This is a genomic window from Neisseria sp. MVDL19-042950 (assembly GCF_030504625.1).
Classification (GTDB): Bacteria; Pseudomonadota; Gammaproteobacteria; order Burkholderiales; family Neisseriaceae; genus Neisseria.
Map to the genome: position 1 here is coordinate 100,906 of NZ_JAUKWH010000005.1, position 22,697 is coordinate 123,602.

Below are 22,697 nucleotides of genomic sequence, written 5' to 3' on the forward strand. Positions count from 1 at the left end.
CCATTCGATTTATCTCACTAAGAGGCCGTCTGAAAACATGACCCAAAACGCAAACAACCTCTGCTGGCTCGATATGGAAATGACCGGATTGGATCCGGAAAAAGAACGCATTATCGAAGTCGCCATGATCATTACCGACCCGCACCTGAATGTTTTGGCGCAATCCGAAGTTTACGCCATCCGCCAAAGCGACGAAGTGCTGAACAATATGGACGAGTGGAACACCGCCACGCACGCACGCACGGGGCTTACGCAGCGGGTGCGCGAGTCGGCTTATACCGAAGCCGAAGTGGAGCAGAAACTGTTGGACTTTATGGCGCAGTGGATTCCCGAGAAAACCACGCCGATGTGCGGCAACACCATTCATCAAGACCGCCGTTTTATGGTGCGCTATATGCCGAAGTTGGAAGCCTATTTCCACTACCGCAATTTGGACGTTTCCACCTTAAAGGAGCTTGCCCGCCGTTGGAACCCTACGGTTTATAAAGGGGTGGTAAAAAAAGGTTCGCATCAGGCGTTGGACGATATTCTGGAAAGTATTGAGGAAATGCGTTATTACCGGGAAAACTTTCTCAAGCTGCCCGAGCAATTGCCCGAGTAAAGCCGGTTTGCCGCTTTCCGTGTTTTGTTTACAGAATCTCCACTTAATCTTGAACAGGCCGTCTGAAAAGCCTTGAAGCCTGTCGGCAGCAGGCGTTTTCAGACGGCATTCCGTGTTTTCCAACCGCCGGCGGGCGTATCGGCTTTTCTGTTTTTTAGCCAAAATTTGAGCAAAATCAAGCTGTTTTTCTGTACGGTATTTAGACTGACGGCCGGTGTTGGCGGCAGTCGCCCGACCGCCGGTAAATAATTATGTGTGCGGGATTGGTATAAAAGTTGGATAACGAATGGAATGGATAAAAAAAAATTGGCCAATCATATTGGTTGCTTTTGTTGTTGCACTGATTAGGAGGGTTGCTTTTGATAAAATCTCAGATAATGCCTGCTGGAACGTTAAAAATATTCCAGTAGGGTTGAGTTGGCAGCAGCAAAAAGAATTTTGTCAGTGTGTACGTAGAACGGGCGATTACTATATTACCCATGAAGCTGTTAAAAGGATAAGCACTGGAGAGGGGAGGCCGGATGATTTTAAAAGGTATGACAAGCTTTTTAATGTTAGTTGTGAAGAAAATGCTTTAAAAGTATCCAAATATTTTTGGTAACCACGTTTTTAAACTTGGTATACTACAGGTAACTACAAATGATTCAAGCCGTTTCAGACGGCCTTGCCCATACGGTTCCGTTTTTATGAATAAAATTACTCAGACTTCAGCCTGGCAGAATTTGCAGGCCCATCAAATCAATACCGCCAATCTGCATATGCGCGACCGGTTCGCGGCAGACGGCCAGCGTTTCGACAAAATGCATGAAACCCTGCACGGCATGCTTTTCGATTACAGTAAAAACCGTGTTAACGAAGAAACGCTTAACCTGCTCTGCATGCTGGCCGATGCCGCCGGTGTCAAACAACAGGCTGAAGCGATGCGGTGCGGCGAAAAGATCAACATCAGCGAAAACCGTGCCGTGTTGCACACCGCTTTGCGTCTGCCGTCGGATGCCGAATCGGTAATGGCGGACGGCGAAAACGTACTGCCGAAAATCCGACACGAACTTAGCCGTGCGCTCGCTTTTGCCGAGAACCTGATCAACGGTGTGCATTTGGGCGTTACCGGCAAACGCATTACCGATTTTGTGCATATCGGTATCGGCGGATCCGACTTGGGCCCGCAAATGGTTACGCAGGCATTGCAGCCGTATCACAAAACCGTGCGCGTGCATTTCGTATCGAATTCCGACGATGCCAACATCGCCCAAACCCTCGCTTCGTTAAATGCCGAAACCACGGTATTTTGCGTTGCCAGCAAATCGTTCGGCACGCCAGAAACCCTGTTGAACGCTCATGCCGCGCGGGCATGGTACCGTGAGCAAGGCTTGCCCGAAGCAGGGATCGCCCGCCATTTCGTCGCCATTTCCAGCGATGTGAATGCCGCACAGAATTTCGGTATCGCCGAGGATAATGTGTTTGCCATGTTCGATTGGGTGGGCGGGCGCTATTCCGTATGGTCGGCTATCGGCCTGCCGGTGATGGTGGCGGTCGGGGAGAGCAAGTTCCGCCAGTTTTTAAACGGCGCACATGCGATGGACAAGCATTTTTTCACTGTGGAATACCGTCGCAATATCCCCGTGTTGCTGGCATTGCTCGGCGTGTGGTACGGCAATTTCTGCTGTTCGGCAGGGCAGGCGGTTGTGCCTTACAGCCACAATTTGCGCCGTTTCCCCGGCTATTTGCAGCAGCTTGATATGGAAAGCAACGGCAAGTGCCGCACTTTGTACGGCGAAGCGGTGGAATATCACACCGGCGGCATTCTTTTCGGCGAAGAAGGCGTAAATTGCCAGCATGCATTCTTCCAATTATTGCATCAAGGTACGCGGCTGATTCCGGTCGATTTTATCGTACCGATGCGAACGCCTTATAAAATCGGCCGCCAGCACCGCTTTACCGTGGCTAATGCTTTCGCCCAAGCCGAAGCGTTGATGCTCGGCAAAACATTGGAAGAGGCGCGTGCCGAGCTTGCCCATCTGCCCGAAGCCGAGCGCGAAGAGCTGGCTCCGCAGAAAGAATTCCCCGGCAACCAACCCAGCAACAGTATTTTGTTGGACGAACTCAGCCCGTTCAATCTGGGGATGCTGATGGCGATGTACGAACATAAAATCTTTGTCCAAGGCGTTATCTGGGGCATCAACCCCTTCGACCAGTGGGGAGTGGAATACGGAAAAGTGCTGGCGAAAACCATCGAGCCGGAGCTCAGCCAGCCGCGCGATTTGCAACACGATACTTCTACCTGCGGCCTGATTGAGTATTACCGTCGTTGCCAAAACAATAAATAGCAGTATTTGAGTACATAGGAGGCCGTCTGAAAAAAGTTTCAGACGGCCTCTTGAGTTGAATCTTTTGTGGTATTTAATTTTAAAAAATATCAATATCAGAAATTAAAATCTCTAAAAATTCAAAAACGATAGTTTTACACAATAAAATAGCGTTTCGTTTGCAATGAGAGCTTGCCACGCCGCAGCAAAACCGTTAGGCTGGCATCTGATTCATTCACATAAAAGAAAAGAACAATCATGACTCCGCGACACCAAACCGACGACGTAAAAATCAAAGAAGTCAAAGAACTACTGCCGCCTATCGCCCATCTTTACGAATTGCCGATCAGTGAAGACGCTTCGGATCTGGTTTACCAAACCCGTCAGGAAATCGCCAAGCTCGTTCACGGCGAAGACAACCGCCTGTTGGTAATTATCGGCCCGTGTTCCATCCACGACCCCAAAGCCGCGCTCGAATACGCGCAACGTCTGCTGCCGCTGCGTAAAAAATACGAAAAAGAGCTGCTGATCGTGATGCGCGTCTACTTTGAAAAACCACGCACCACCGTCGGCTGGAAAGGGTTGATTAACGACCCGCACCTCGACGGTACGTTCGACATCAACTTCGGCCTGCGCCAAGCCCGCAAACTGCTGCTTGAGCTTAATGATATGGGTATGCCGGCATCGACCGAATTCCTCGACATGATTACCCCGCAATATTATGCCGACCTGATTTCATGGGGAGCCATCGGTGCGCGCACTACTGAGAGCCAAGTGCACCGTGAATTGGCCAGCGGCCTCTCTTGCCCGGTCGGTTTCAAAAACGGTACCGACGGCAACCTCAAAATCGCCATTGATGCCATCGGCGCGGCCAGTCATCCGCATCATTTCTTATCCGTAACCAAATCGGGCCATTCGGCGATTGTCCACACCGCAGGCAACCCCGATTGCCATGTGATTTTGCGCGGCGGCAAAGAGCCGAATTACAGCAGCGAACACGTGAAAGCCGCTGCCGAACAGCTCGCGCAGGCAGGCGTAACGCCCAAATTGATGGTCGATTTCAGTCATGCCAACAGCCGCAAAGACTACAAACGTCAGATGGAAGTCGCCCAAGATGTGGCCCGGCAAATCCGCGACGGTGAAAACAACATCATGGGTGTGATGGTGGAAAGCCACTTGGTAGAAGGCCGCCAAGACAAGCCCGAATGTTACGGCCAAAGCATTACCGATGCCTGTATCGGCTGGGAACAAACCGAAGAATTGCTGGCATTGCTGGCCGAAGCCAACCGCAGCCGCGTATAAATATTGTTTCCCCAAGCAGCAAAGAGGTGTAAAGCGGCGGCGGCTTTTGCACAGTAACTTACTAGCTTTTGCACCGCGCTATATTTGGCAATCTTAACAGCTTTTGCACTAAAGACACCCCGTTTAAAGGTTATTTAAGCGGGGTTTAATCTTATTTAAACTTGTACACCAAGTTGTCCTCATAGGCGGCATCCTTGCTTAACTTGGCCTGTACGGTTAGGCGTGTGGCTTGGTCGAATGCCTGCCAATTATCCAGTCGCATTGATACGATTGTGTTGATGTAGTCGATAAACTCTGAGCGGGTGGAACTGAAAAACAGATACGGCGGGCGGGTTAGGCTTACCAGCTTTAGATAGTCCACCAAGCCGAAGCGGTTGGCTTGGGCGTAGGCGGCCTGCGTGGTGGATAAATACGGCGGGTCGAGTACAAGTAACGCCTGCGGGTTGTCTGAAAATTGCGGGATTAGGTCTATATAGGACTGCCAGCTTGCGGCTTGGCGGCCGCTGAACAGGAACCAAGACGAAACGACTACATGGCATTTGAAACCGTCGAAGCGCTCTATATCTTGGATAATGATTTGCTTAAGATCATCGGGTATGCGTTGGTTTTTGCCGAAACCATCAAAATGTTGCGAAATCAGGCGGCGCAGGCGGTTAATATCGGGGATGGCTTTTACTCGGGCGGCGTAGTGGTCGTAATCGTTATATATGACACGGGCGGCGGGCTTAATACGCTTGGCTGGCGTGCCGGTGTTGCTGCACCGACACATCGCCGTCCCTCGAATCATCTTTGTTTAAATCTGTATCAATCTCCTTTTATTTCCACCGCCAATTTTTGCGGCGAATACCGCCACGGCTTGATAAGTCCGAAGGCTTGGGCGCACCATTCGCTGCAAAACCAGCGGCTTTTGCTGTGCGGGGTTTTGAGTACCGTGCCGATTGCACCCGACCAGTCATAACGCGAGCCTTGTGTGCGGGCATATAAACCGACGGCGGACTGGATACAACTTTCCGGCAAGGGGATTAAATCCCATTTTTCGGGCTGCAATGCCATCACTTTGCAGCGCACGCCGCCATCGCGGGCGCTGGCGGAATAACAGGTGTAAAGCGATGCTTGCGGATGGACTGTTACGGCTATCTCGCAATGGCTGTACGGACTGCGGGTTACAGCACGCACAACCCAGTCTCTAAACCGCGCCCATCTCACGTTAAGGCCGCGACCGTCTTTTTTACCTTTATACAGAGCTAAATATACCTTGCGATTACTCATCTGCCACCTCGGTCGTTGTAGTTTGTGATGGCGGTGTGGTGCAAAAATCGCATTGCACGGCGGCAACATCTTCGGGGGTTTGTGCCGCGTAGATTTTGTCTTCGGCGGCTTGCCGTAAACCGGCTACATGGGCGGTCAACAGCTCAAACCTAACCGCCTTTTCATAAGCTTTTTGCTTGAGTGCTTGCGCTGGGATACCGCGAGCGCCCGCAATCGCATCCAGCGTAGGCGTAGCAGCGGCGTTATCGGCGTGCCATGCCTTAGCCTCTAGTGCTTGGATTGTCCACGTCGCGACCTCAAACTGCGGCACTTTATCCAAGCCCGCCGCTTGGTCGATACAGGCTTGGGCGGCGCGGTTGACTTCGGCCAGCTTGGCGGCTTGAGCCTGCGCCAATTGTTCGGCTTTGGCCTCTTTGCCGATAGCCCATTTCTTCCCATTCCACGAATGCCACATGGTCGGCGGAGCGTCAAACGTGAGGCCGTCTGAAATCTCGCCCACGGTATCGATAATCACGGCTTGTCCGTTATCGGTGCGGTAGGCGGTTTTGCCGCGATGGTCTGGGATATACTCCCATGCCTCGCCTGTCCAGCGGGCGGCATGGTCTTCACGGGCTTCGGGCGGCTCCACGTCGATACAGCCGCCGGGGATAATGTAGCTGCCGTTTCTGGCGTAAACGTCTAATTCTGCCTCGGTTTGACCCATATACAGGCCGTCTGAATCGAGTTGGCAGACGGGTTTTGTCCATTGGATGTTTTGGCTCATTTGTTTTTTTCCTTCTTGGGATTTATGTTTAGGCGGCGGGCAAGGATGCCCGCCCTACGGTTTCAGACGGCCTTAAATTTTTATGCAGGCCAGTAAAGCGACGTTGCGCGGGCGGGTTTCGCTGCTGTTGCCGGACAAGTCCTGATTGGCAGTAGCAATATGATGTACACGCCCGGAATGGAACGGACTGCCATTTCCGGGGGCATAAGCCCGGCCTCCGTCATTTAACGTACCTCCGTCGATTAGACGTGTACTGCTGATTCTGCCTTTAAGTACCCGGTTATATTCGCCTGCCATCTCCATCACGGGATATTCGTTTCCGCCGCCACTCCAACTCTGATTAACGATAACCATATCATCCGTGGTATTCATGACACCGATGCCGTGGTAGTGGTCGGCCATGCTTTGATTCTGCGCACTACCCAATGCACGGCCACGGTCGATGTTGCGGCCGTCGTCCAAACCACGGATAAACTCGCCGCGCAAGTCGGGCAGATTAAAGGTAGTTCGGCGGTCGCCTTGACCGTAAGTCGTACCGATGGCGGCAAACAGCGCAGCATAGGTAGTGCGCGAAACCGCCGCGCCGTTGGCTTTTAGCCAGCCCGGCGGCGGGTTTTGGCCGGCAAAATAGGCCACCGTACCCGACGGCACGGCATTATCTATTTTGTCGTTTAGCGTTTTAACGGCTTTGGCCGTGGCGATTTTGTTGCTGTCATCGAGATTGACGGCATCGGTTTTATCACTGGCAAGCATGATTTTGTCGCCTTGGTACTTGATGGAGCCGTCGTTGTTCAATTGCAGCGATTTGTTGCTGACTGGGTTTTTTAAATATATGGTGCTGGCGGCATAGCCCAGCTCTGCCCAATAGTCTTCATTGCCGCCCGATACGCGCAAGCCTCGGGAAAAATCGGCCACGGCGGCAAAGGTTTTTTTGCCGTTGATGGTTTGATCGCCCGCGGTTTTAACGGCGTCGCTTGTAGCACTATTGATTTCAGTTCTCACCCAATCTTGATACGCAACCGTCCGGTTGATATTGCCGAGCTCCGGAAAATGAATATAACGAACTTGTCCGCTAGTCTGCTCATATTTAATGTTTATTTTGAGCGTACTGCCGGCGGTAAAATTTGATTGCGGATTCGCCTCGATAAACCAATGTCCGCCGCCCTGCACGGGCATGCGTATCTTCCCCCAATGCTCGGCACGTCCGGCGGTTAACAGGGATGTGAAGGTCTTTGCACCGCCGATTTCTTCGTCTCCGGTTTTCGACACTTTCTCTTCATTCAATTTTTTGCCCATCGCCGCCGACAAAGCCTTATCGGTATCGTCGGATGTCAGGTTGTTTATCACTGCGCCGCTGAATATCTGTTTGATTGCATCAGCAAGCTGGTTGGTTTTGGCTTTATTCGGCTGGATACCGGCAGCGGTCAACACGGCCAACAGCTCGGCCTGAATCTGATTGAGCCACCATGCGGGCAGGATGGTGCCCAGCTCGCTGGTACCGTTGCCGTCTTTAAATTGTTTATCGGGGGTTTCGATAGCGTGCATTGTTTATGCCTCGTAAGTAAATCGCACTTCGGTATGTGCGGGTTTTAAATCTTGGATAACTGCCTCAATCACGGCATCGCCGTAATCGGTCAACCTGTCGCCCGCCGCCGAGATACCGGCGCGGAATCGGGTAATGCGGTTGTTGCCGCCGCGCACGTTAACGTGCCACACCCACATGATTTCCTGCGGCGCAAGGCGGTCGCCCGCACGGTTGACACCGGCGCGGAACGGCTGCGGTTCGTCAATTTCGATTTGATAGCCTGCCGCCTCGGCCAAACGCACAAAATAAGGAATACTCAAGCCGCCTGTTTCGTTTAGCTTGGCCATGACGGCCAACACACGGCGCTGGCGGTTTTTGCCCGTACCGTCCAAACCTAATACACGCTCCCAATCGGCCAGCATTTGGCCGGCGCTGCGCGGGTCGATGGCATCGGCAACGTTTTGAGCCGATTCCGCCACCGCATCCAGCGCGTCGCCGTCTATTTCTGCCTGCACACGCACGCGGGGGGCATTACGGGCATACGACACGGGGGGCAACAGGCCGCGCAAGATGTCTTGATAGCTCATGACGGCATCTCCGTTACATTAATCGCGCCCGCCTTAAACCACTCGATGCGGTTAACCGTATCGGCGGCGCGGTTGGCCGTCGGCGCAGTCAGACGACGGTCGATCACACCCTCCACATTGCTGATAGCCGCCTCGATTTGCGACACGGTCAGGCCGTCGCCGGGGATTAGGGTCTCGAAATATTCATTTAGGGCCGTCTGTATGCGGCGCTTGGCCTCGGCCAAGTCGATGCCGTGGAGCTTGACTTGCACGGTAACAGGTACCGCCGTTACGGTTGGCTTCAACACCAGCGCATTCTTGGCCGTTACCGGGCGCATCTCGTCGATATAAGCCTGCACGCGGCGCACGGTTTCTTCCGACGGCACACCGTCGGCGGAGGTAATCGCAATATCCACCGTGCCCAAGCCGCGGCGCAGCGGATAAACGTATGCGCTGGTTACGCCGTCGACACTCAACGCCCAGTTTTTGTAGTCGTAACGGTTGCCGCCTGCGGGCGGTCGGCGGATGATTTCCAACAGCCGCGCCAGCAGCGAGGCATCACTTTCGCGGTCGGTGCCGCCTTGTACGGTAAGGCGGCATTCGGTGGCCACGCCGGCGGGAGCGGCCATCAGTTGCGCTTCGCCGTCGCGCACATTGGCGGCCGCGCCCGGCTCTTCGGCGATTGCCGGTATTTCCGCCGTGCCGCCGCTGCCGATAACGGCGCGGGCGGTAGTGCGGTAAAAACGCTGGCCGATACGCACTTGCAGGCCGTCTGAAAGCACGGATTGCGCAATGCCGCTTACAGTCAGCATGCCGCTGGCCGTGGTAGGATTGCGGCGGCGCAATCCGCGCATGGAGGCGTGCCGCTCCAAATACTCGCGGTCGGCCGTGTCTGGGAAAATCTGCCGCGCAATCCAGCCTTGATGTGCATATTGACCCTCGGCACAGCCGGCCAAACGGCTGGCGTGCACATAATGGTCGCTGTCGGGGCTGATATCGGCATCCGGCCACAGGCTCTTGGTATCGCGCAGGATACGCTCGCGGATTTGCTCAAATGTCGGCGTTTCAAACACGTTTAAAACCTCTTTAAATCACGGGCACTTCGTGGCGGTAGTCAAATCCGCCTGCCGCCGTATCCACCCGGATATGCAGGATAAGGCGGCCGTCGTGCGGCTGCTCTGCGCGCACGGTAATCTTGTCGGCACGCCCGCTCTTAACAATCGGTTGCAGTGCCTCCTCGGCATATTGCTCGGCCAACAGGCTTACCCGTTGCAGGTCTTTTTCACGCTGCAACAAATGCAGCAGCGAGCCGAGCGTTTTATCCGCCCACCAGCTGCCCAACGGTGTCATCAAGCGGATGTACACGGCATTTTGCAGCGTATCGACGGTGCGGCCGGTATAGTCGCCGGTGCGGGGGTTTAGCTCTTTGTCCATGCCGGCATTTTGCCGTTTTCAGACGGCCTCACGGAGTACACGGGCTTCAAGCCCGCCGGCGCAAAAAAAAGCAGCCCGAAGGCTGCCAAAGGTCTGCTTGTCTATGCTGGTTCCGGTGGCGATGTTTTGCCGCCGATGCTGTCGGTATGCGGGTGCTGGCGCAACGATATATCGCCGGCCACCACGTCGCCGTCGGTGTTAAAGCTGCCGCCCGTTTGGTTAACATCGCCGCTAAAGGTGGCTCCGTTGCCGCCCTCGACGGCCATGCCGCCGTTGCCGTTGATTTGGCCTTGCGCCGTCAACACCGCACTAGTCTCCACCAACGGCGCGTTAAATTTGGCATCCGTGGCCGCATTAACCTCGTATTGTTTGCAGTTAACCCGGTACACGTCGCAATCGGCCTCAATGATTTTGCCTTGCTTAATCACGATTTTTGCACCCTCATGATTAAAAATCGCCGTCTCGCCGGGCTTAAGGTTTTTGATGCGGTAGCTGCCGTGCTGGCTGCACACAATCACACCGTGCGACGTATTGCCGCCCAGCGGTATCACTACCGCTTCGCTGCCCTCGGGCGGATGGCTGGCAAAGCCGTATTCCTGCAAATGCTCAAGGTCTTGCAGGGTTTCGCCGGCCAAGCCGCTCAACTGCACGCGCTGTATCGGCTCGGACGACACCACCAGCGTGATTTTGCCCCGAAAGGCCGCGCGCAGGGTTTCGCCGATATTTTTAGCAGTTTGCGCCGTTTTTTTCGCCAATTTACTCAAACTCATTCAAACACCGCCGTTTCTGCTTGTTTTTTGCCGCCTTTTTTGCCCTTATGGCTCACGCCTTTGCGTTTGCCTTTGCGCTTGCGCGCCGCCTCGGCTTTTTTGGGGTAAGCGTCAGGTGTCCAAATGCCGTCCTCTTTGAGCCGCAGCTCGGTTTGCGTGCCGTCCATGCGGGATAGCATAAACCGCCGCCCCATCAGAAAAAACACCGCATCGATACCGTGCTCGTCGTCGATCACATGCACACGCTGGCCGGGTTGCCATAATACGCCGTCGCGGGTTTTATGGCCGCCCACGGTTATCGTGAGCGTGAATCCCTCCAGCCGCCAGTCGGCCAGCTGCTTTTTAGCCTGCTTTTGCAATGCGGCCAAATTGTCGGCATCGGACACCACCACCGTTTTGGGGCGGTGCAGCGTCATGGTCGGGTCTTTGTACACCCACTTTAAATCGTGTTTGGCGCTGTCGCCGCTGCGGCCGTGCGATTGCGCCAAAAAAGTAACCTCGGAAAAGCGGTTGTCGGTATCCCACTCAATATCCATGCGCTCGATATTGCGGCGGCTGTCGGTGCGACTCCAGCACAATGTCGCCACCGGCGGGCTGCTGTAATCCGCACCGCCCACTACTAACGTGCCGTCCGGCTCCTGCCACGGATGCAGCCCGACCGAGTTGGCAATATGGGTTAACGCCTGCCATACGGTTTCGCCCGGCTCGATGTCGATTTTGTCCAAAGCAGGGTTGTTTTCCGCTTTGAGTTTTACCGTCTTAATCTGCGGCCACGGTGCGGCCAGCTTTTTGGCTGCATCCAATACCGTCATGCCCTTAACATTGAGCTGCGGCGCGGAGCAATCCACCAAAAAACCGGCCAAATCACGCCCGCTTAAGCTCAACTCGCGGCTGCCCTTGCTTTTGCCGTGGCGCTGGCTGCCGATGATGCCCGTCATCACGGTTTGGCCGTCTATTACCACTTCGCAGGTTTCGCCGCTCAAATCGGGTATGGCCGCCTCCGGCCCCGACCTGCCGATAGAAAAATCGAAGCTGTCGGCGGGGATTAAAAAGTCGCTGTCGATGTCGTAGCGCTCCCAGTGGCGGTGCTCTTTACCGCCCACGCGCACCGACACGGCATAACCGTATGAATTATTTTGCATAGCTGTTGACCAAAGTGCCGCGCTTGATAAACGCGGGGTGGTGGATATGGGGATTGAGCCGCATCAGCTCTGCTGCGCGGCCGATATCGCCGTAAAACTCATGGGCGATTTGGTGTATCGTGCCGTCGATTGGGGCTTGGCGCACAATCAGCGGCGGTTTTTGGTTGATGGCCGCCGCAACCAACGCATTCAGACGGCCTGCCGCCGCGCGCAGGGATTCTGCCGTTTGGTAAGCCTCGGTATACACGGCGTTGGCCGTCAGAGTGCCCGACTCGGCAGCAGCCGTCTGCACCGCCCGCAAGGCGGCAATCTCGGCCTGCATACGGCGGCGCATGGCGCGGTTAACCCCAATCAAATCGGGCGCGGTCATCTCTTCGCCGTGCGCCTCGATTAATGCCGTTGCCACCGACAACAGCGATGCCGTCGATAACAGGCGCACCGCCTGCGCCACCGGCTGCACTTGTTTGGCGGTTAAACGGTTCAAGCGGCTTTGCAGGCCGTCTGAAAAACGGCCGGTAAGCAAATTATCAGGGAAAGCGGCGGCACGGTCGGCAACAGCCGCAGCCCCGTCAAACCGCTGCCGCGGCGACCAGCCGGCATGGTGCATAGCATCATCGGCCAAACCCGCCTCACGGCGCATGCCGGTATCCACCATAACCGCCATATCGGCAAACAACTTGGCCGATCCGCTTTTAAACGCCGCTGCGCTGTATCCGCCCCGATCGGGAAAGGCGATTTTGTCCAAATCAAACAAACGGCGCACTGCGCTAAACGTACCCGATGCCGCACTCCAAATGCCCAGTGCGCTGCCCCATAAAGCCGATACGCCCGCATCCACCGCCAGCACCGCATCAATAAAGCCGATAGCCGCCTCGCGGTAGGTGTCGATATCGGCAATCAATGCCTCAAGCTCGACCAAAAAGGCGTTTTCAAATACAAAGATTTCCTGCGCTTCGGCCGCTTCGCGGAAAGTAATATCGATGCCCGCATAATCCACATAATCGGCCTCATGGCGGTAGCTCCATGATGCCGCAATCATGTTGTGCATCCGCCCCCAAACAGGGTGCACCAGCACGCCGCCGCCCGGCTGCTCCAGCGCATCCAGCAGCTTTTTCAGACGGCCTGCATAGCCCTTGCCCCAAAACACCGCATTAATCTGCACCTGCCGCCCGGTTGTGCCCATATCCTCAAGGTCGATACCCTGCACAAACGGCCGCGCATGCTCGGCCAATGCCTTGCCGTTGCTCTCGTCCACCGCCTCAATATCAAACCCGACGCCCTTGTAAGACGCGTCCTGCAATAAGGTATGCCATCCGCTCATTGGCCCGCTCCACGGCCGAACATGGCCACTTGATACCGCGATACCTCGTGGGCAATCACGCGCCCGTCGAGCGTTACCGTCATATTGTTGTTGATGGTTTGGTTGGCCGCCGCCAGCGTGCTGTTAATTTGATTCAGCCCGCCCGTTACCGCCGCCGTCTCGGCATTCAGCGCGGCTTGATATTGCGCCGTTTGCTCGATAATCGCAGCTTGATAAGCGGCGGTTTGCTGGGTAATGACGGGCGCAAGCGGTTCGGCGGGTTTAAGGGGTTCGAGCGGCTTTAAGGGTTGCAAGGGTTCGGCAGCCATGCCCGCAGGTTTGGGCGGCGGGTTTTCTTTCCATGCATCGGTAATGGCCGCTGTCAACAAGCCGCCGACCGCCCCAATTGCGGCACCGATGGCCGTGCCGATACCCGGGATAATCGAGCCGACGGCCGCACCCAAAGCCGCGCCGCTTAAAGCAGACTCGGCATATCCCGCCGCGCGGCTGTTTAGGCCGCCCTCTGTAAATCCCTTACCCTCATTGCGGTTGATGCGGCTGTTGGCATCCCATAAACCCAAACCGCCCGCAGCAGCACCGATACCAACAAGGCCGAAGCGTGCGGCCGTGCCGACCGCCCCCGCACCGCCACCCAAACCGCCACCGCCCAACACACCCATCAAGCCTTGAGCCGCCGCAGCAGCCATTGCGGCAGCGGCAAGCGTTTGCAGGGCTAAGGTTGCATTGGGAAATTCGGCAGTCAAAGATTTCAAGCCTGTTTCAGCCTCAATTAAAGGCTCCGTAAGCGCATCTTGTCCAAGCAATGCTTTTGCTTCTGCTTGCTCTTGCTTGTAAGCGGCGCTACTCTCCATAACCGCCAATTTTTTATCCACTAAACTGTTTTGCGGATTTAGGCCGAGCAAGCCTTGCATATATTCCTGCACCTGTTGCGTATCTGCTGCCGCCAGCAAACCGCCTTTGGCTTGGATGTCTGGCAAGATCGACGACAACACAAAACCCTTCATAATATTCATTTGGCTTTTAGCTGTTTCGTCGCCTGCATCCGCTTTTTTCTTAAAAGCTTGGTATTCCTTGTCTTTTTCCAACATGGAATCTGCCAATCGCGCCAACACCTGCACTGCACTCTCGCCGTTTTCCTTACCCTTTAAAACCGATGCTTGCCAATCAATACCTTTGCCCGGCTGTTGCGGATTAACCATTTTCGACAAACGTTTGGTAGTATCGGCAGATAAGGTTTTTTCCAGCAGATTGCGCACATTATTGGCCGCCTCGCTGTTTGACCCGGCTTTATTAGCCGCCGATTGCAAAGTAGAAAGAAGAAAACCGAAACCTTGCAGCCCGTCCATACCCGCAGCTTTCGCGGCAGGCAGCAAGGCAGGTAGCTCGCGTACCATGTCGGCAATTTCAAAATTACCCTGCATGCCCGATTTCATCGCATATTCGAAGGCTTTGGATAATTCATCGCCTTTAAAGCCGAAGTCGGAAAGAACTTTGAAAAGCTTGGCCGTATCTTGCGGATTGTATTGTCCGACTCCTTCGGCGGAAGCCAGCATAGCCCTATGAGAGGACTGGGCATTGGCGCGCGCCTGATCAAAACTCATACCGTTGGCCATCATGCTGTTAATCAGCTGTAAAGCTGCGTCCGCAGTGCCGCCGTTGGTATCCACCAATTCCTTAACCAATGCTCGGATTTCGCCTTTACCTTCTTTGGCAATCCAGTCTGCCGACTTGCTGTTATCTTCTCCATAAGCCTGCCAAGCTACTTGAGTGATATTGGCATCCAATTGTTTTTGGTTATCCATTGCAGGTTTTAAAACGCCATACGCTGCCGCCCCCCCGGCAAACACTGCCGCGCCCGCAGCCATGCCTTTTTGCAGACCGGCACCTCGCCCCAACTCTGCATTTAGCTCTTTCAATTTTTGCTTATGTGCTTGTGCTGCGCGCGCCAAATCGTTTTGCGAAGCCGTGCCACTGCGACGCAGCCTGTTATAGGCCGCTTCTGTTGCACGGATTTCGCGCTGTATTGCTTTTTCTGAGCGGATACCCGCTATTTCATAAGGCTTGTGTGCGCGCGCCATTTGCATACGCGATGTGGCCGTGCGCTGCAATTGCCGCTCGGTTTCGGCCAAAAGCCGCTTTGCGCCGTCATCCCGCCCGGTCAGCGACAACACCAGTTTCATTAATCCGTTTGCCATAAAAAAACAGCCTTTAAACTCACATTAACTCACGGTTAATTATGGTTTAAAGGCTATTTGAATCGGGATTTAAGGGGCTTCAAGCCCTTTTAGTCTATGCCTTATTTGATTTCCTCAAGTTTCCTGCCCTTATCGGTAAACCAAACATGATATTTTTTTCCCTTTGACTCATGAATATATTGCTCCAATTTACCGTTTTTAGCATCCTCAAGAGCCAATGCCGCAATACTGTGGTTACCTCCTTTGATCACTTCTTTTTTGAGCATTTGACCACCAGAGAAAATCATCATCTTAATAAAGCTGCAATCTCCTTCGCACTCAATAACTTGGCTTAGGCCGTTTTCAGAATTGAAGAGTTGATGCTTTCCGTCTTTGCTGCCGGAATAACGCAACATCAAAACATGATTTGCGGCCTGACCTTGATTAGCCGCATCGTGGCTGATAACTTGTTCATATCCGTATTCCAGCCCATCTTTCAAAGAATAGTAATGCGCAGGGGAGATTGGCTCAGGTTTAGATTCAGATAAGCTTTCTGCTTCCGCCGTTTGTACAGGCGCATTACTTCCTGAATCACCCCCGCAAGCCGAAAGTGCAAAACATAGTGACGCAAGATAAAACATCTTCCTCATTTTTAACCTCTCTTTGATTCCGTAATAAAAAAAGCCGTGCAAAATCGCACGGCCATGATTTTAACATATCTTATCACTTGCTTGGCTTAGGCAACCGCCTCGAGATAATCACTCCGTCATCCGTGGGCTTTTTAACGCCCAAGCTGTCCAAGATGTCTCCAAACCAAGCCACCAGCTCGGCGTGGCACATACCGGCCACGGCATCGGCGGATATGCCCGCTTTGGCCATCAAGATGACGGATTGTCGGTAATTGCGGTGGCAGTTGCGGTAGTTTCGGGACTCGGTTTTTCGGCGGCCGCCGTGGTGTTCCCGGGGTTTGTCCCAGCGGCGGTGTATTTTGCCCGCAGGTCGTCCTGTGCGGCCAAGATGATGCCGTAGTCTTCGCCGGTCAGATTTTCCGCTAAGTATTCGGCGGTTAGCTGCTCGGGTGCGATGCCCTCAACGGTAAGCTGCTCCGCCCAATAAGCCAAGGTTTCAGTCATCAGGGCGCGGGCTTTGCCGCTTTCGCTTTGCGCTTCGCCCAAATCCATATCTTCCAATGCCGCCTGCGCGCGCAGTTCGCCGCCGATGGTCAGCGGCCGCAGCGCGGCGCGTTTGGCCACACCGCCGCCGTCTGGCAAGGGCAGGCCCCACACCAAATCAAACTCGTGTTTCATGCGGTATTACTCCGTGATTTTGTGCAGTGCCACCATCTCGATATCGATAACTGCTTCCCCTTCCGATTGGTATTGCTCGCCGGTGTCAACCGTAAAGCAGTCGAGATAGGATGTGCGTTTGTCTTCTTGGTTGATGGGGTAGATGGTAATTTTGGCTTTGGTAATCTTGTCCCAATGCACCGCACGGTCGTCGAGCGGGATGGCTGCGGTAATGCTTAATTTGTGTTCCGTTACGCCGTCGCAATAACCGTTTACACGGCCGTTGCGGTTCATGGTTCTTACCGGCTTGCGGCCTGTCATAGTTTGCGGCTTGATGCTCACAATCTCGATGTCGCGGCCGTTAACCTCCATGATCACCGCGCCGGCATAAGTTGCATCGCTCATGTTTTATCCTTTTTTTAAGGTTTCAGACGGCCTTTAAAACAGGTTTAAACGCCGTCTGAAAGGGTTACAAAATCAAATCAATGCGCCCGGCAAACACATGCAGGCCGTTGACCACGTCGGCGGGGATGATGGCATTCACGCGGTTGGGGTCGTTTTGCGCACGCGCCACCACCAGCTTGCCTTTGTTGGCCTCGGCGTTTTCGATGATTTCGGCTTGGTCGAGCTTGATTAATACGTCCAAAATCTCGCTCTTAACCTTGGGCAGCAGGCGGTCGCTCAATTTGTCGCGAGGGAAACGCAGGGCAATGCGCTCTTTAACGCTGCGGCGCACATAATCCAGCGTGCGGATGGTGGTAATGTCGAGTAGTGCCGGGTCGTCGGTGTTATTGGCCGATTTGGTGTAGGTGGATACCGCACGCATAATCTGCACGCGGTTGTTCACTACGGTTAACGGCGTGATACCGTTGTAAAGCGCGTTGTTGCACTCGGCAAACAGCGGCCATTGCACATCGGGCGTAATATTCAGCCCTTTGATTTCCAGCGTATTCAGCGGCTTGGCGGGGTCTTCTTCAAAGGCCAGCACCGCCGCATAGCCCGCGGCAATGATGCCGTTTTGCTCCGCTGCGCCCTTATACCATGCGGCTGTAATGCGGCCGTCGTTGATTTTGCCGGCCGCTGTGGTTGCCGTGCTCAATGTAGTGCCCAAACCCAATACGCCGATACAGCCGCGCTGCTCGATGGCATTGGATACCGCCGTAATATGGTCGCTTAAGGCTTTGGCATTCGCTCCGTCGCTAAATGCGCTGCAAATGATGTGGTAGTGTTTACCGGCCACTTTGGTAACCGCGGCGGCAATGTCGGGGTTTTTGGCACCGGAAACACCTTTGGCAATCTGATAGGTCAAACCGGTGCTGCCGGTACCGGCAGCCACGGCAGTCTCGTTGCCGATTTCGCCTTTGTGTTTCGCTGTGAGCGTAATGGCGGCAGTATTGACAGCCGCGGTAACGGTAACGTCTGCCGCGTCAATAACGGTTTTCAAGCGGGCGGCTACAACGGCGGCGGTTTCGCCGGTGCTGACGGCGGTACTCACATTCATGCCGCCTATGGTCAGCTCTACCACGCCCGGTGCGGTTGCAGTACCGGCAAGCGTTACGGTCGATGTGGCCGCAATACCTGATTCATGGTCGGCCAAACCGATAACGGTCAAGTCGAGATAGGGATTGTTCATGAATGCTTGGCGAACCATCAGATGGGCCAACGAGCCTTTGCCGAACATCTCCGCGGCTTCCGCATCGCTGAACATCTGCACCGGTTTTAGGGCAGGTTGTCTGCCTCCTGCCAAGATGGGCGCGAGCATCAGTACTTTTTGCGGATTTTGCGGCAAACCTTGCACCGCATTGCGGGTGTTAAATTCAATATACTGGCCGGGCACGCGGATGCTGCCCGGAATCGTGTCAAAATCAATATGGGGCATCGTTACTCTCCCTTAGCATTACGGGTTTTGGTATTTGGGGCGGGATCCTCAACCACCACCAAATCACCGTCGTCAATCATGCGTTGGTAATACAGGCTGCCGTCCACTTCCACCGGCTCTTGGCCGATATACTCGTGCGGGTTGTGCTCGGCCGGCACACGCAGGCCGTCTGCCGCCGCTACTTTGATTTTGCTCATTGCTTGTCCTTAATGGTTAGGTTTATAGGGATTTCACCGGTGGATTGCGGGTCGTAAATTCTGCCGTCCAATCCCTCGAAATCAGGCCACGGCTCGCTCAATGTGCCCTGATACTTGGTAAAGATATGGTCGGGGTGGTCGGGATTGTCGGTGCGTTCGGGGAAACGGTCGTTTTCCAACCCGCAGGTGTTAAAGCGGATGGCATACTCAACCGCATATATGCTTACCGCGGCGTTTTGCACCAGCACATGATTGGCAATCGTTCGCACCGCTTTGGGCACCAAGCCGCGGCTATCGGGAAAACCGAGCCGCTGGCCGTCAAGCAGGCGGCGCACGGCGCGGATTAAATCGTTGCTGCCGATTTCACGGCTGTCGATGCCGCCTTGCCGCTGTGCCTGCTCGTTGCGCAGATTACGGGCTGCAACCATCACTACAAATTCCGCCGTATCCTGATAGCGGCTGTGCACGCCGCCGGTACCGGCAGGCTCAACCTTGCTGCCGCCATACGTTACCCATACCGCAGGCAGCGTATGGATTTGCCCGGCCAAGTCGTCGGCCTCGCCGTTGTAGCTTTTAACCGTGCGCACCATGCGCCCCAAGCCCCGTTTCAGACGGTCTGTTACCGCTTGCTCAATTTCGGTTATCACGCCCGAACACCTTATTTTTACCGTTGATAAACACAATACCGTCTTCGCCCGCGGCCACTTCTTCGCCGCTTTCATCCACGCCCAGCTGCACTTCGCCTTTGGCCATAGCACGCAGCAGGTCGAGTACGTCGATTTTGTAGCGGTTGCGGATTTCTTCGGTAATCAGCACACCGTTGGCGGCGGTGAGGCGGTAGCGGGCGATATCGCAACACAAGCGCTTGAGGATGGGCGGCACATCGGTAAACGGACGTTTAAACCGACCCAGATAAGCGTCTATTTCTGCGGTGGCATCGGCCAGTGCCACTGCCGCCACGTCCTCGTCAATCAAGCCGTCTTGGTTGCGGTCGGTCAACTGGATAACCTCCAGCTCACCGAAACGCGCCACCATATCGGCCACGGCTGCGTAAGCCATTTTTAAGCCTCTTTGGTTTGCAGGGCCGGCTCGTCGATAATGCGCTGCCACGCCTCGTCGCCAATCACGGTGCGGTCAATCTCGCGCCACTCGCCGTCAAATTTCTCGCCGGCGCGCCAAAATTCACGCCCCGATGCGGTGCGAACCAGTCTCTTATTTGGATTACCGGACTTCGCAGGCTTATCGGCCTGTTTGCGCAATGCTTCCAATTCGCGCTCGGCGGCGTTTTTTGCAGATTCGGCAGCGGCCAATTGCTCCTTTAAGGCGGATAGTTCGGCCTGCGCCTTATCCAGCTCTTGCTTGAGCGCCGCCTCGACGCTCAAGTCTTGCGGGTCGGGTTGGGTTACAGATTCGACGGGGGTGTCTTTTTTTGGGTTTGCCATAGTCAGGTCTCCGTTCAGACGGCCTTTAAAACAGGTTTAAACGCCGTCTGAAAATCAAGGTTGGTTTACAGGTGCACCGATACGTGCAGTTTCAGACGGCCTTTAAAGGTGTTGGTCGTACCGTCGATTTTTTCGGCTTCCAACAGCTCGCGGGCGGTCTCTTCCAGCTCGGGCGGCACCACCAGCAGGCTCGGTGTAATGTTGAGGTTATAACCGCCGTTGGCCTTGACTTTGCGCATGGCCACAATGATTTTTTGCAAATTAGCCTTGTTTAAGGTCAGTTTTTCAGCCATGTGCGCCAGCTGCCATAAGCCGAAACCGGCTACACAGCGGCGGCGGGAGCCGTAGAGGTATTGATCCTCCATAAACACCTTGTCCGATTTGGCTGGGTCAAACTTGTTTTCAAATTCCGGCTCGGTGCGGCTTTGGAATACCAACGGCTTGAGCGTTTTGGTATCGTCAATCACATACCATGTCGGTACATCATTGTCGGTGCCGGTAGTGATGTTTTTGGTGGCCGTGTTTTGACCGGTACCGTCGGCTTTTTCAAATACCGGGTGATCCGTATCAAAAAAGTATTGGCCGTCATAACATTCGGTGGTTTTGCCTTTTTTGAGCAAACCCCATACCAAAGTGTCGGGCAAGGCCGCGGCAGATTCGCCCATTGCGGCCATCATCGGGCGGTACATACCCACCTGATCGTCCTCAATGTCAGTGCGCTCCACGGCAACCGTTGCTTCAAACTTTTTGTTGGTGAGGCTCATGGCCTCTTTGCTCAGTTTTTCAACTTGGCGTTGGCCTACCCATTCGCGCATTTGCGGGAATTTGCCCAACCACGCGTAAGTATTGGTAGCCGTATTCGACGGCACCGTCATGGCAATGGCCGTATAAGACGGTTTAACCGATTCCAAGCCGTTTTGAAATTCTTTGCGGAATGCGGCGGTTAACGCCGTTAATACTGCGGTTTTATTCATTTTTAACCTTCCTGTTGTTTAACTTGTGCAGCATACTCGGCATGGCTCATACCGAGCATCTTGGCGGCTGCCTGCTCTTCTGCGGTCAATGCCACCACATTCTCGCCCGGCTCTTTGCCTGCGGTTTGCGTGCCGGCCAAAGCCGCTACCGGCTGCGCGTTTTCGATAAAGCCGGTTAAAAAGGCCAAGCCGCCTTCTTGTTTCAATACGCCTTCCGCCCATGCCTTTTGCGCGGGCAACAGCTTGCCTGCGGACAATGCGGCAGTAATCAGCTCGTTGCCTTTATCAGCGTTGCGTTCGGCGGTCAGCGCGGCGATTTGGCTTTGCAAATCCTGCACCACCGACACCGGTGCGTATCGGGTCAAGTCGGGTTGGCCTGCCGGCTGGGCGGACAAGGCGGCGATTTTGCTGTCTTTGTCGGCCAGCTCTTTAAACAGGTCGGCAGATAAGGCAACGTTTTGCGGCTTGGCCGCCAAGATTGCGGTTAACGCCGCCGTAATCTGCTCGTCGCTTGCCTGCGGCAGGCCAAGCAGTTGTTGCAACAACTCTTTCATCGGGTTTTGCTCCGTTTCGGGGTTAAAAAACTGTGCCGACGCTGCCGCCAACACTTCGTCCATGCCGTCCAACGCGGGGTAATTGGTCAGCGCGGCGTGGTAAATCTTGCGCACATAGCCCTTGGTGTCATAGCTAAACACCGCCGAGATATAACGGTATTCTTTGGCGGCAATGGCCGCCGCTGCCTTGTCCGTCCACTCCACATCGGCAAACAAGCCTTTGGGTGTAAACTCCAGCCAGCTCATCCAACCGGCGGCGGGCGCGGGCTGGCCGTTTTTTTCTTTGTGCAGGGTTTGGTGCTCGTAATCGACCACCAGCTGATTGCGCGAAGCATTGGCCAGCTGCACCACGTCGCGGCCGTTCTCCTCGGTCAGATACCAAGCGGGCACATCGTGGGGGCGGCCGTCAATCGCTCTAAACTCGCCGTAAGGCAGCAACTGGATGCGGCCATCGCGCGGCTGCACCTCGAAACTGCATGCGGCAAGCGTTAATCTGTTTTGGGGCATGTTGCACATCCTTTTTGCGATGTTGTCATTTTCGCCTTAACAGCCGTGCCGAAAAGAGTGGACGCATTTCAAACCCCGCACTGCATTCCAAACCCCTTTTAAACCCCTTTTAAAAACGCGTCAGATTGGTTTTAACCCATCGGCCTATGCCAACCTATTACCCAAAACAAAAACGCGCTAAAAAGCGCGTTTTAAAGGCCGTCTGAAAAATCATTTAATCAGGTTGGCAAAATAATCCTGTACATCGTCCATCAAGTCTTGTTTGTCTTGGTCGGTTAGCGTTAAAAATTCCCGTTGCGGTATGTTCACTTTGCGGCCGCGTCCGGCCATGCCGCCGAAGTTGTGGATGGCGGCATACACCATATTGGTACCGACAAGGGCGGTATCGTTGTCGGCCATTTTGGTGATGCTTTCGCGCAAGCCCTCGGTATCAATCAGCGGCCTGCCGTTGCGGTATTTCAGCCCCAGCCATTTCGGTCGGCCGCCGGCGCGGAAATTCATATGCACGGCGTAGTGCATGGTGCCCGCCAACCGCTCCATCAGCCGGTAACGGTTTTCCACACCGTCTTGCAGCCGCTCGATTTGGTTTTGCACCACGAAAATATTGTCTATTTTGATTTCAATCATGGTATGATGGTTTTCAAGTGTCGGAAAAGCGGTGAATCTCGATACCGCAGGCGAGCTT

General features: G+C 54.5%; 27 protein-coding genes. 4 read left to right on the plus strand and 23 right to left on the minus strand.

Annotated elements, in window-relative coordinates:
- The first annotated feature begins 37 nt into the window (after positions 1–37).
- The 4 genes from orn (at position 38) to aroG (ending at position 4,209) form a co-directional block, all read left to right on the plus strand.
- Positions 38–601 carry an oligoribonuclease gene (gene orn / locus Q0X97_RS06010; RefSeq protein ID WP_302066477.1) on the plus strand — a complete coding sequence of 188 codons (564 nt, stop codon included), beginning with the start codon at positions 38–40 and terminating at the stop codon, positions 599–601.
- A gap of 286 nt (positions 602–887) precedes the next feature.
- Positions 888–1,202: a hypothetical protein gene (locus tag Q0X97_RS06015; protein ID WP_302066478.1), complete on the plus strand. Its 315-nt coding sequence runs from the start codon at positions 888–890 to the stop codon at positions 1,200–1,202.
- Between the two features lie 85 nt (positions 1,203–1,287).
- A complete protein-coding gene (gene pgi, locus Q0X97_RS06020; RefSeq protein WP_302066479.1) occupies positions 1,288–2,928 on the plus strand; it encodes a glucose-6-phosphate isomerase in 1,641 nt (546 codons plus the stop codon).
- Between the two features lie 237 nt (positions 2,929–3,165).
- On the plus strand, positions 3,166–4,209 hold the full coding sequence (aroG, locus tag Q0X97_RS06025; RefSeq protein WP_302066480.1) for a 3-deoxy-7-phosphoheptulonate synthase AroG: 1,044 nt from the start codon (positions 3,166–3,168) through the stop codon (positions 4,207–4,209).
- A gap of 151 nt (positions 4,210–4,360) precedes the next feature.
- Here the strand turns inward: aroG and Q0X97_RS06030 are convergent, their stop codons facing one another.
- The 23 genes from Q0X97_RS06030 to Q0X97_RS06140 form a co-directional block, all read right to left on the minus strand.
- On the minus strand, positions 4,361–4,996 hold the full coding sequence (locus Q0X97_RS06030) for a hypothetical protein (protein ID WP_302066481.1): 636 nt from the start codon (positions 4,994–4,996) through the stop codon (positions 4,361–4,363).
- 17 nt (positions 4,997–5,013) lie between these two features.
- Complete coding sequence (locus Q0X97_RS06035) at positions 5,014–5,478, minus strand: hypothetical protein (protein ID WP_302066482.1); 465 nt, start codon at positions 5,476–5,478, stop codon at positions 5,014–5,016.
- Positions 5,471–6,241 carry a tail fiber assembly protein gene (locus tag Q0X97_RS06040; RefSeq protein ID WP_302066483.1) on the minus strand — a complete coding sequence of 257 codons (771 nt, stop codon included), beginning with the start codon at positions 6,239–6,241 and terminating at the stop codon, positions 5,471–5,473. The genes Q0X97_RS06035 and Q0X97_RS06040 overlap by 8 nt, the downstream gene beginning before the upstream one ends.
- A 72-nt stretch (positions 6,242–6,313) precedes the next feature.
- Positions 6,314–7,786: a phage tail protein gene (locus Q0X97_RS06045; protein WP_302066484.1), complete on the minus strand. Its 1,473-nt coding sequence runs from the start codon at positions 7,784–7,786 to the stop codon at positions 6,314–6,316.
- Between the two features lie 3 nt (positions 7,787–7,789).
- Positions 7,790–8,353, minus strand: coding sequence for a YmfQ family protein (locus Q0X97_RS06050; protein WP_302066485.1), 564 nt, complete (start codon positions 8,351–8,353; stop codon positions 7,790–7,792).
- A complete protein-coding gene (locus tag Q0X97_RS06055; RefSeq protein WP_302066486.1) occupies positions 8,350–9,405 on the minus strand; it encodes a baseplate J/gp47 family protein in 1,056 nt (351 codons plus the stop codon). The genes Q0X97_RS06050 and Q0X97_RS06055 overlap by 4 nt, the downstream gene beginning before the upstream one ends.
- A 13-nt stretch (positions 9,406–9,418) precedes the next feature.
- The gene (locus Q0X97_RS06060) at positions 9,419–9,766 is read right to left on the minus strand and encodes a phage GP46 family protein (RefSeq protein WP_004285281.1); all 348 of its coding nucleotides are present in this window, start codon (positions 9,764–9,766) and stop codon (positions 9,419–9,421) included.
- A 101-nt stretch (positions 9,767–9,867) separates the two neighbouring features.
- A complete protein-coding gene (locus Q0X97_RS06065; RefSeq protein ID WP_302066487.1) occupies positions 9,868–10,536 on the minus strand; it encodes a phage baseplate assembly protein V in 669 nt (222 codons plus the stop codon).
- Positions 10,533–11,678 (minus strand): phage baseplate assembly protein, encoded by a 1,146-nt coding sequence (locus Q0X97_RS06070; protein ID WP_302066488.1) that lies wholly within the window; start codon positions 11,676–11,678, stop codon positions 10,533–10,535. Before Q0X97_RS06070 ends, Q0X97_RS06065 begins: the two co-directional genes overlap by 4 nt.
- Entirely contained in the window at positions 11,668–12,999 is a 1,332-nt protein-coding gene (locus Q0X97_RS06075; RefSeq protein WP_302066489.1) for a DNA circularization protein, read from the minus strand. The genes Q0X97_RS06070 and Q0X97_RS06075 overlap by 11 nt, the downstream gene beginning before the upstream one ends.
- Entirely contained in the window at positions 12,996–15,194 is a 2,199-nt protein-coding gene (locus Q0X97_RS06080) for a phage tail tape measure protein (protein ID WP_302066490.1), read from the minus strand. The genes Q0X97_RS06075 and Q0X97_RS06080 overlap by 4 nt, the downstream gene beginning before the upstream one ends.
- 101 nt (positions 15,195–15,295) lie before the next feature.
- Complete coding sequence (locus Q0X97_RS06085; protein WP_302066491.1) at positions 15,296–15,823, minus strand: hypothetical protein; 528 nt, start codon at positions 15,821–15,823, stop codon at positions 15,296–15,298.
- Between the two features lie 73 nt (positions 15,824–15,896).
- Positions 15,897–16,052 (minus strand): hypothetical protein, encoded by a 156-nt coding sequence (locus Q0X97_RS06090; RefSeq protein ID WP_004284608.1) that lies wholly within the window; start codon positions 16,050–16,052, stop codon positions 15,897–15,899.
- On the minus strand, positions 16,052–16,480 hold the full coding sequence (locus tag Q0X97_RS06095) for a hypothetical protein (RefSeq protein ID WP_302066492.1): 429 nt from the start codon (positions 16,478–16,480) through the stop codon (positions 16,052–16,054). Before Q0X97_RS06095 ends, Q0X97_RS06090 begins: the two co-directional genes overlap by 1 nt.
- A gap of 6 nt (positions 16,481–16,486) precedes the next feature.
- Positions 16,487–16,864 carry a phage tail protein gene (locus tag Q0X97_RS06100; protein WP_302066493.1) on the minus strand — a complete coding sequence of 126 codons (378 nt, stop codon included), beginning with the start codon at positions 16,862–16,864 and terminating at the stop codon, positions 16,487–16,489.
- A gap of 64 nt (positions 16,865–16,928) precedes the next feature.
- Positions 16,929–18,338, minus strand: coding sequence for a phage tail sheath subtilisin-like domain-containing protein (locus tag Q0X97_RS06105; protein ID WP_302066494.1), 1,410 nt, complete (start codon positions 18,336–18,338; stop codon positions 16,929–16,931).
- A gap of 2 nt (positions 18,339–18,340) precedes the next feature.
- On the minus strand, positions 18,341–18,535 hold the full coding sequence (locus tag Q0X97_RS06110) for a DUF2635 domain-containing protein (protein WP_302066495.1): 195 nt from the start codon (positions 18,533–18,535) through the stop codon (positions 18,341–18,343).
- A complete protein-coding gene (locus Q0X97_RS06115) occupies positions 18,532–19,182 on the minus strand; it encodes a DUF1834 family protein (RefSeq protein ID WP_302066496.1) in 651 nt (216 codons plus the stop codon). Before Q0X97_RS06115 ends, Q0X97_RS06110 begins: the two co-directional genes overlap by 4 nt.
- Complete coding sequence (locus Q0X97_RS06120; RefSeq protein ID WP_302066497.1) at positions 19,166–19,594, minus strand: gp436 family protein; 429 nt, start codon at positions 19,592–19,594, stop codon at positions 19,166–19,168. Before Q0X97_RS06120 ends, Q0X97_RS06115 begins: the two co-directional genes overlap by 17 nt.
- A 2-nt stretch (positions 19,595–19,596) precedes the next feature.
- Positions 19,597–19,977, minus strand: a complete 381-nt coding sequence (locus Q0X97_RS06125; RefSeq protein WP_302066498.1) for a hypothetical protein — start codon at positions 19,975–19,977, stop codon at positions 19,597–19,599.
- Positions 19,978–20,042: 65 nt separating this feature from the next.
- Positions 20,043–20,951, minus strand: a complete 909-nt coding sequence (locus Q0X97_RS06130; protein WP_302066499.1) for a Mu-like prophage major head subunit gpT family protein — start codon at positions 20,949–20,951, stop codon at positions 20,043–20,045.
- Positions 20,952–20,953: 2 nt separating this feature from the next.
- Positions 20,954–22,012 carry a phage protease gene (locus Q0X97_RS06135; RefSeq protein WP_302066500.1) on the minus strand — a complete coding sequence of 353 codons (1,059 nt, stop codon included), beginning with the start codon at positions 22,010–22,012 and terminating at the stop codon, positions 20,954–20,956.
- A gap of 210 nt (positions 22,013–22,222) precedes the next feature.
- Positions 22,223–22,639, minus strand: coding sequence for a phage virion morphogenesis protein (locus tag Q0X97_RS06140; RefSeq protein WP_244741055.1), 417 nt, complete (start codon positions 22,637–22,639; stop codon positions 22,223–22,225).
- Positions 22,640–22,697 lie beyond the last annotated feature (58 nt).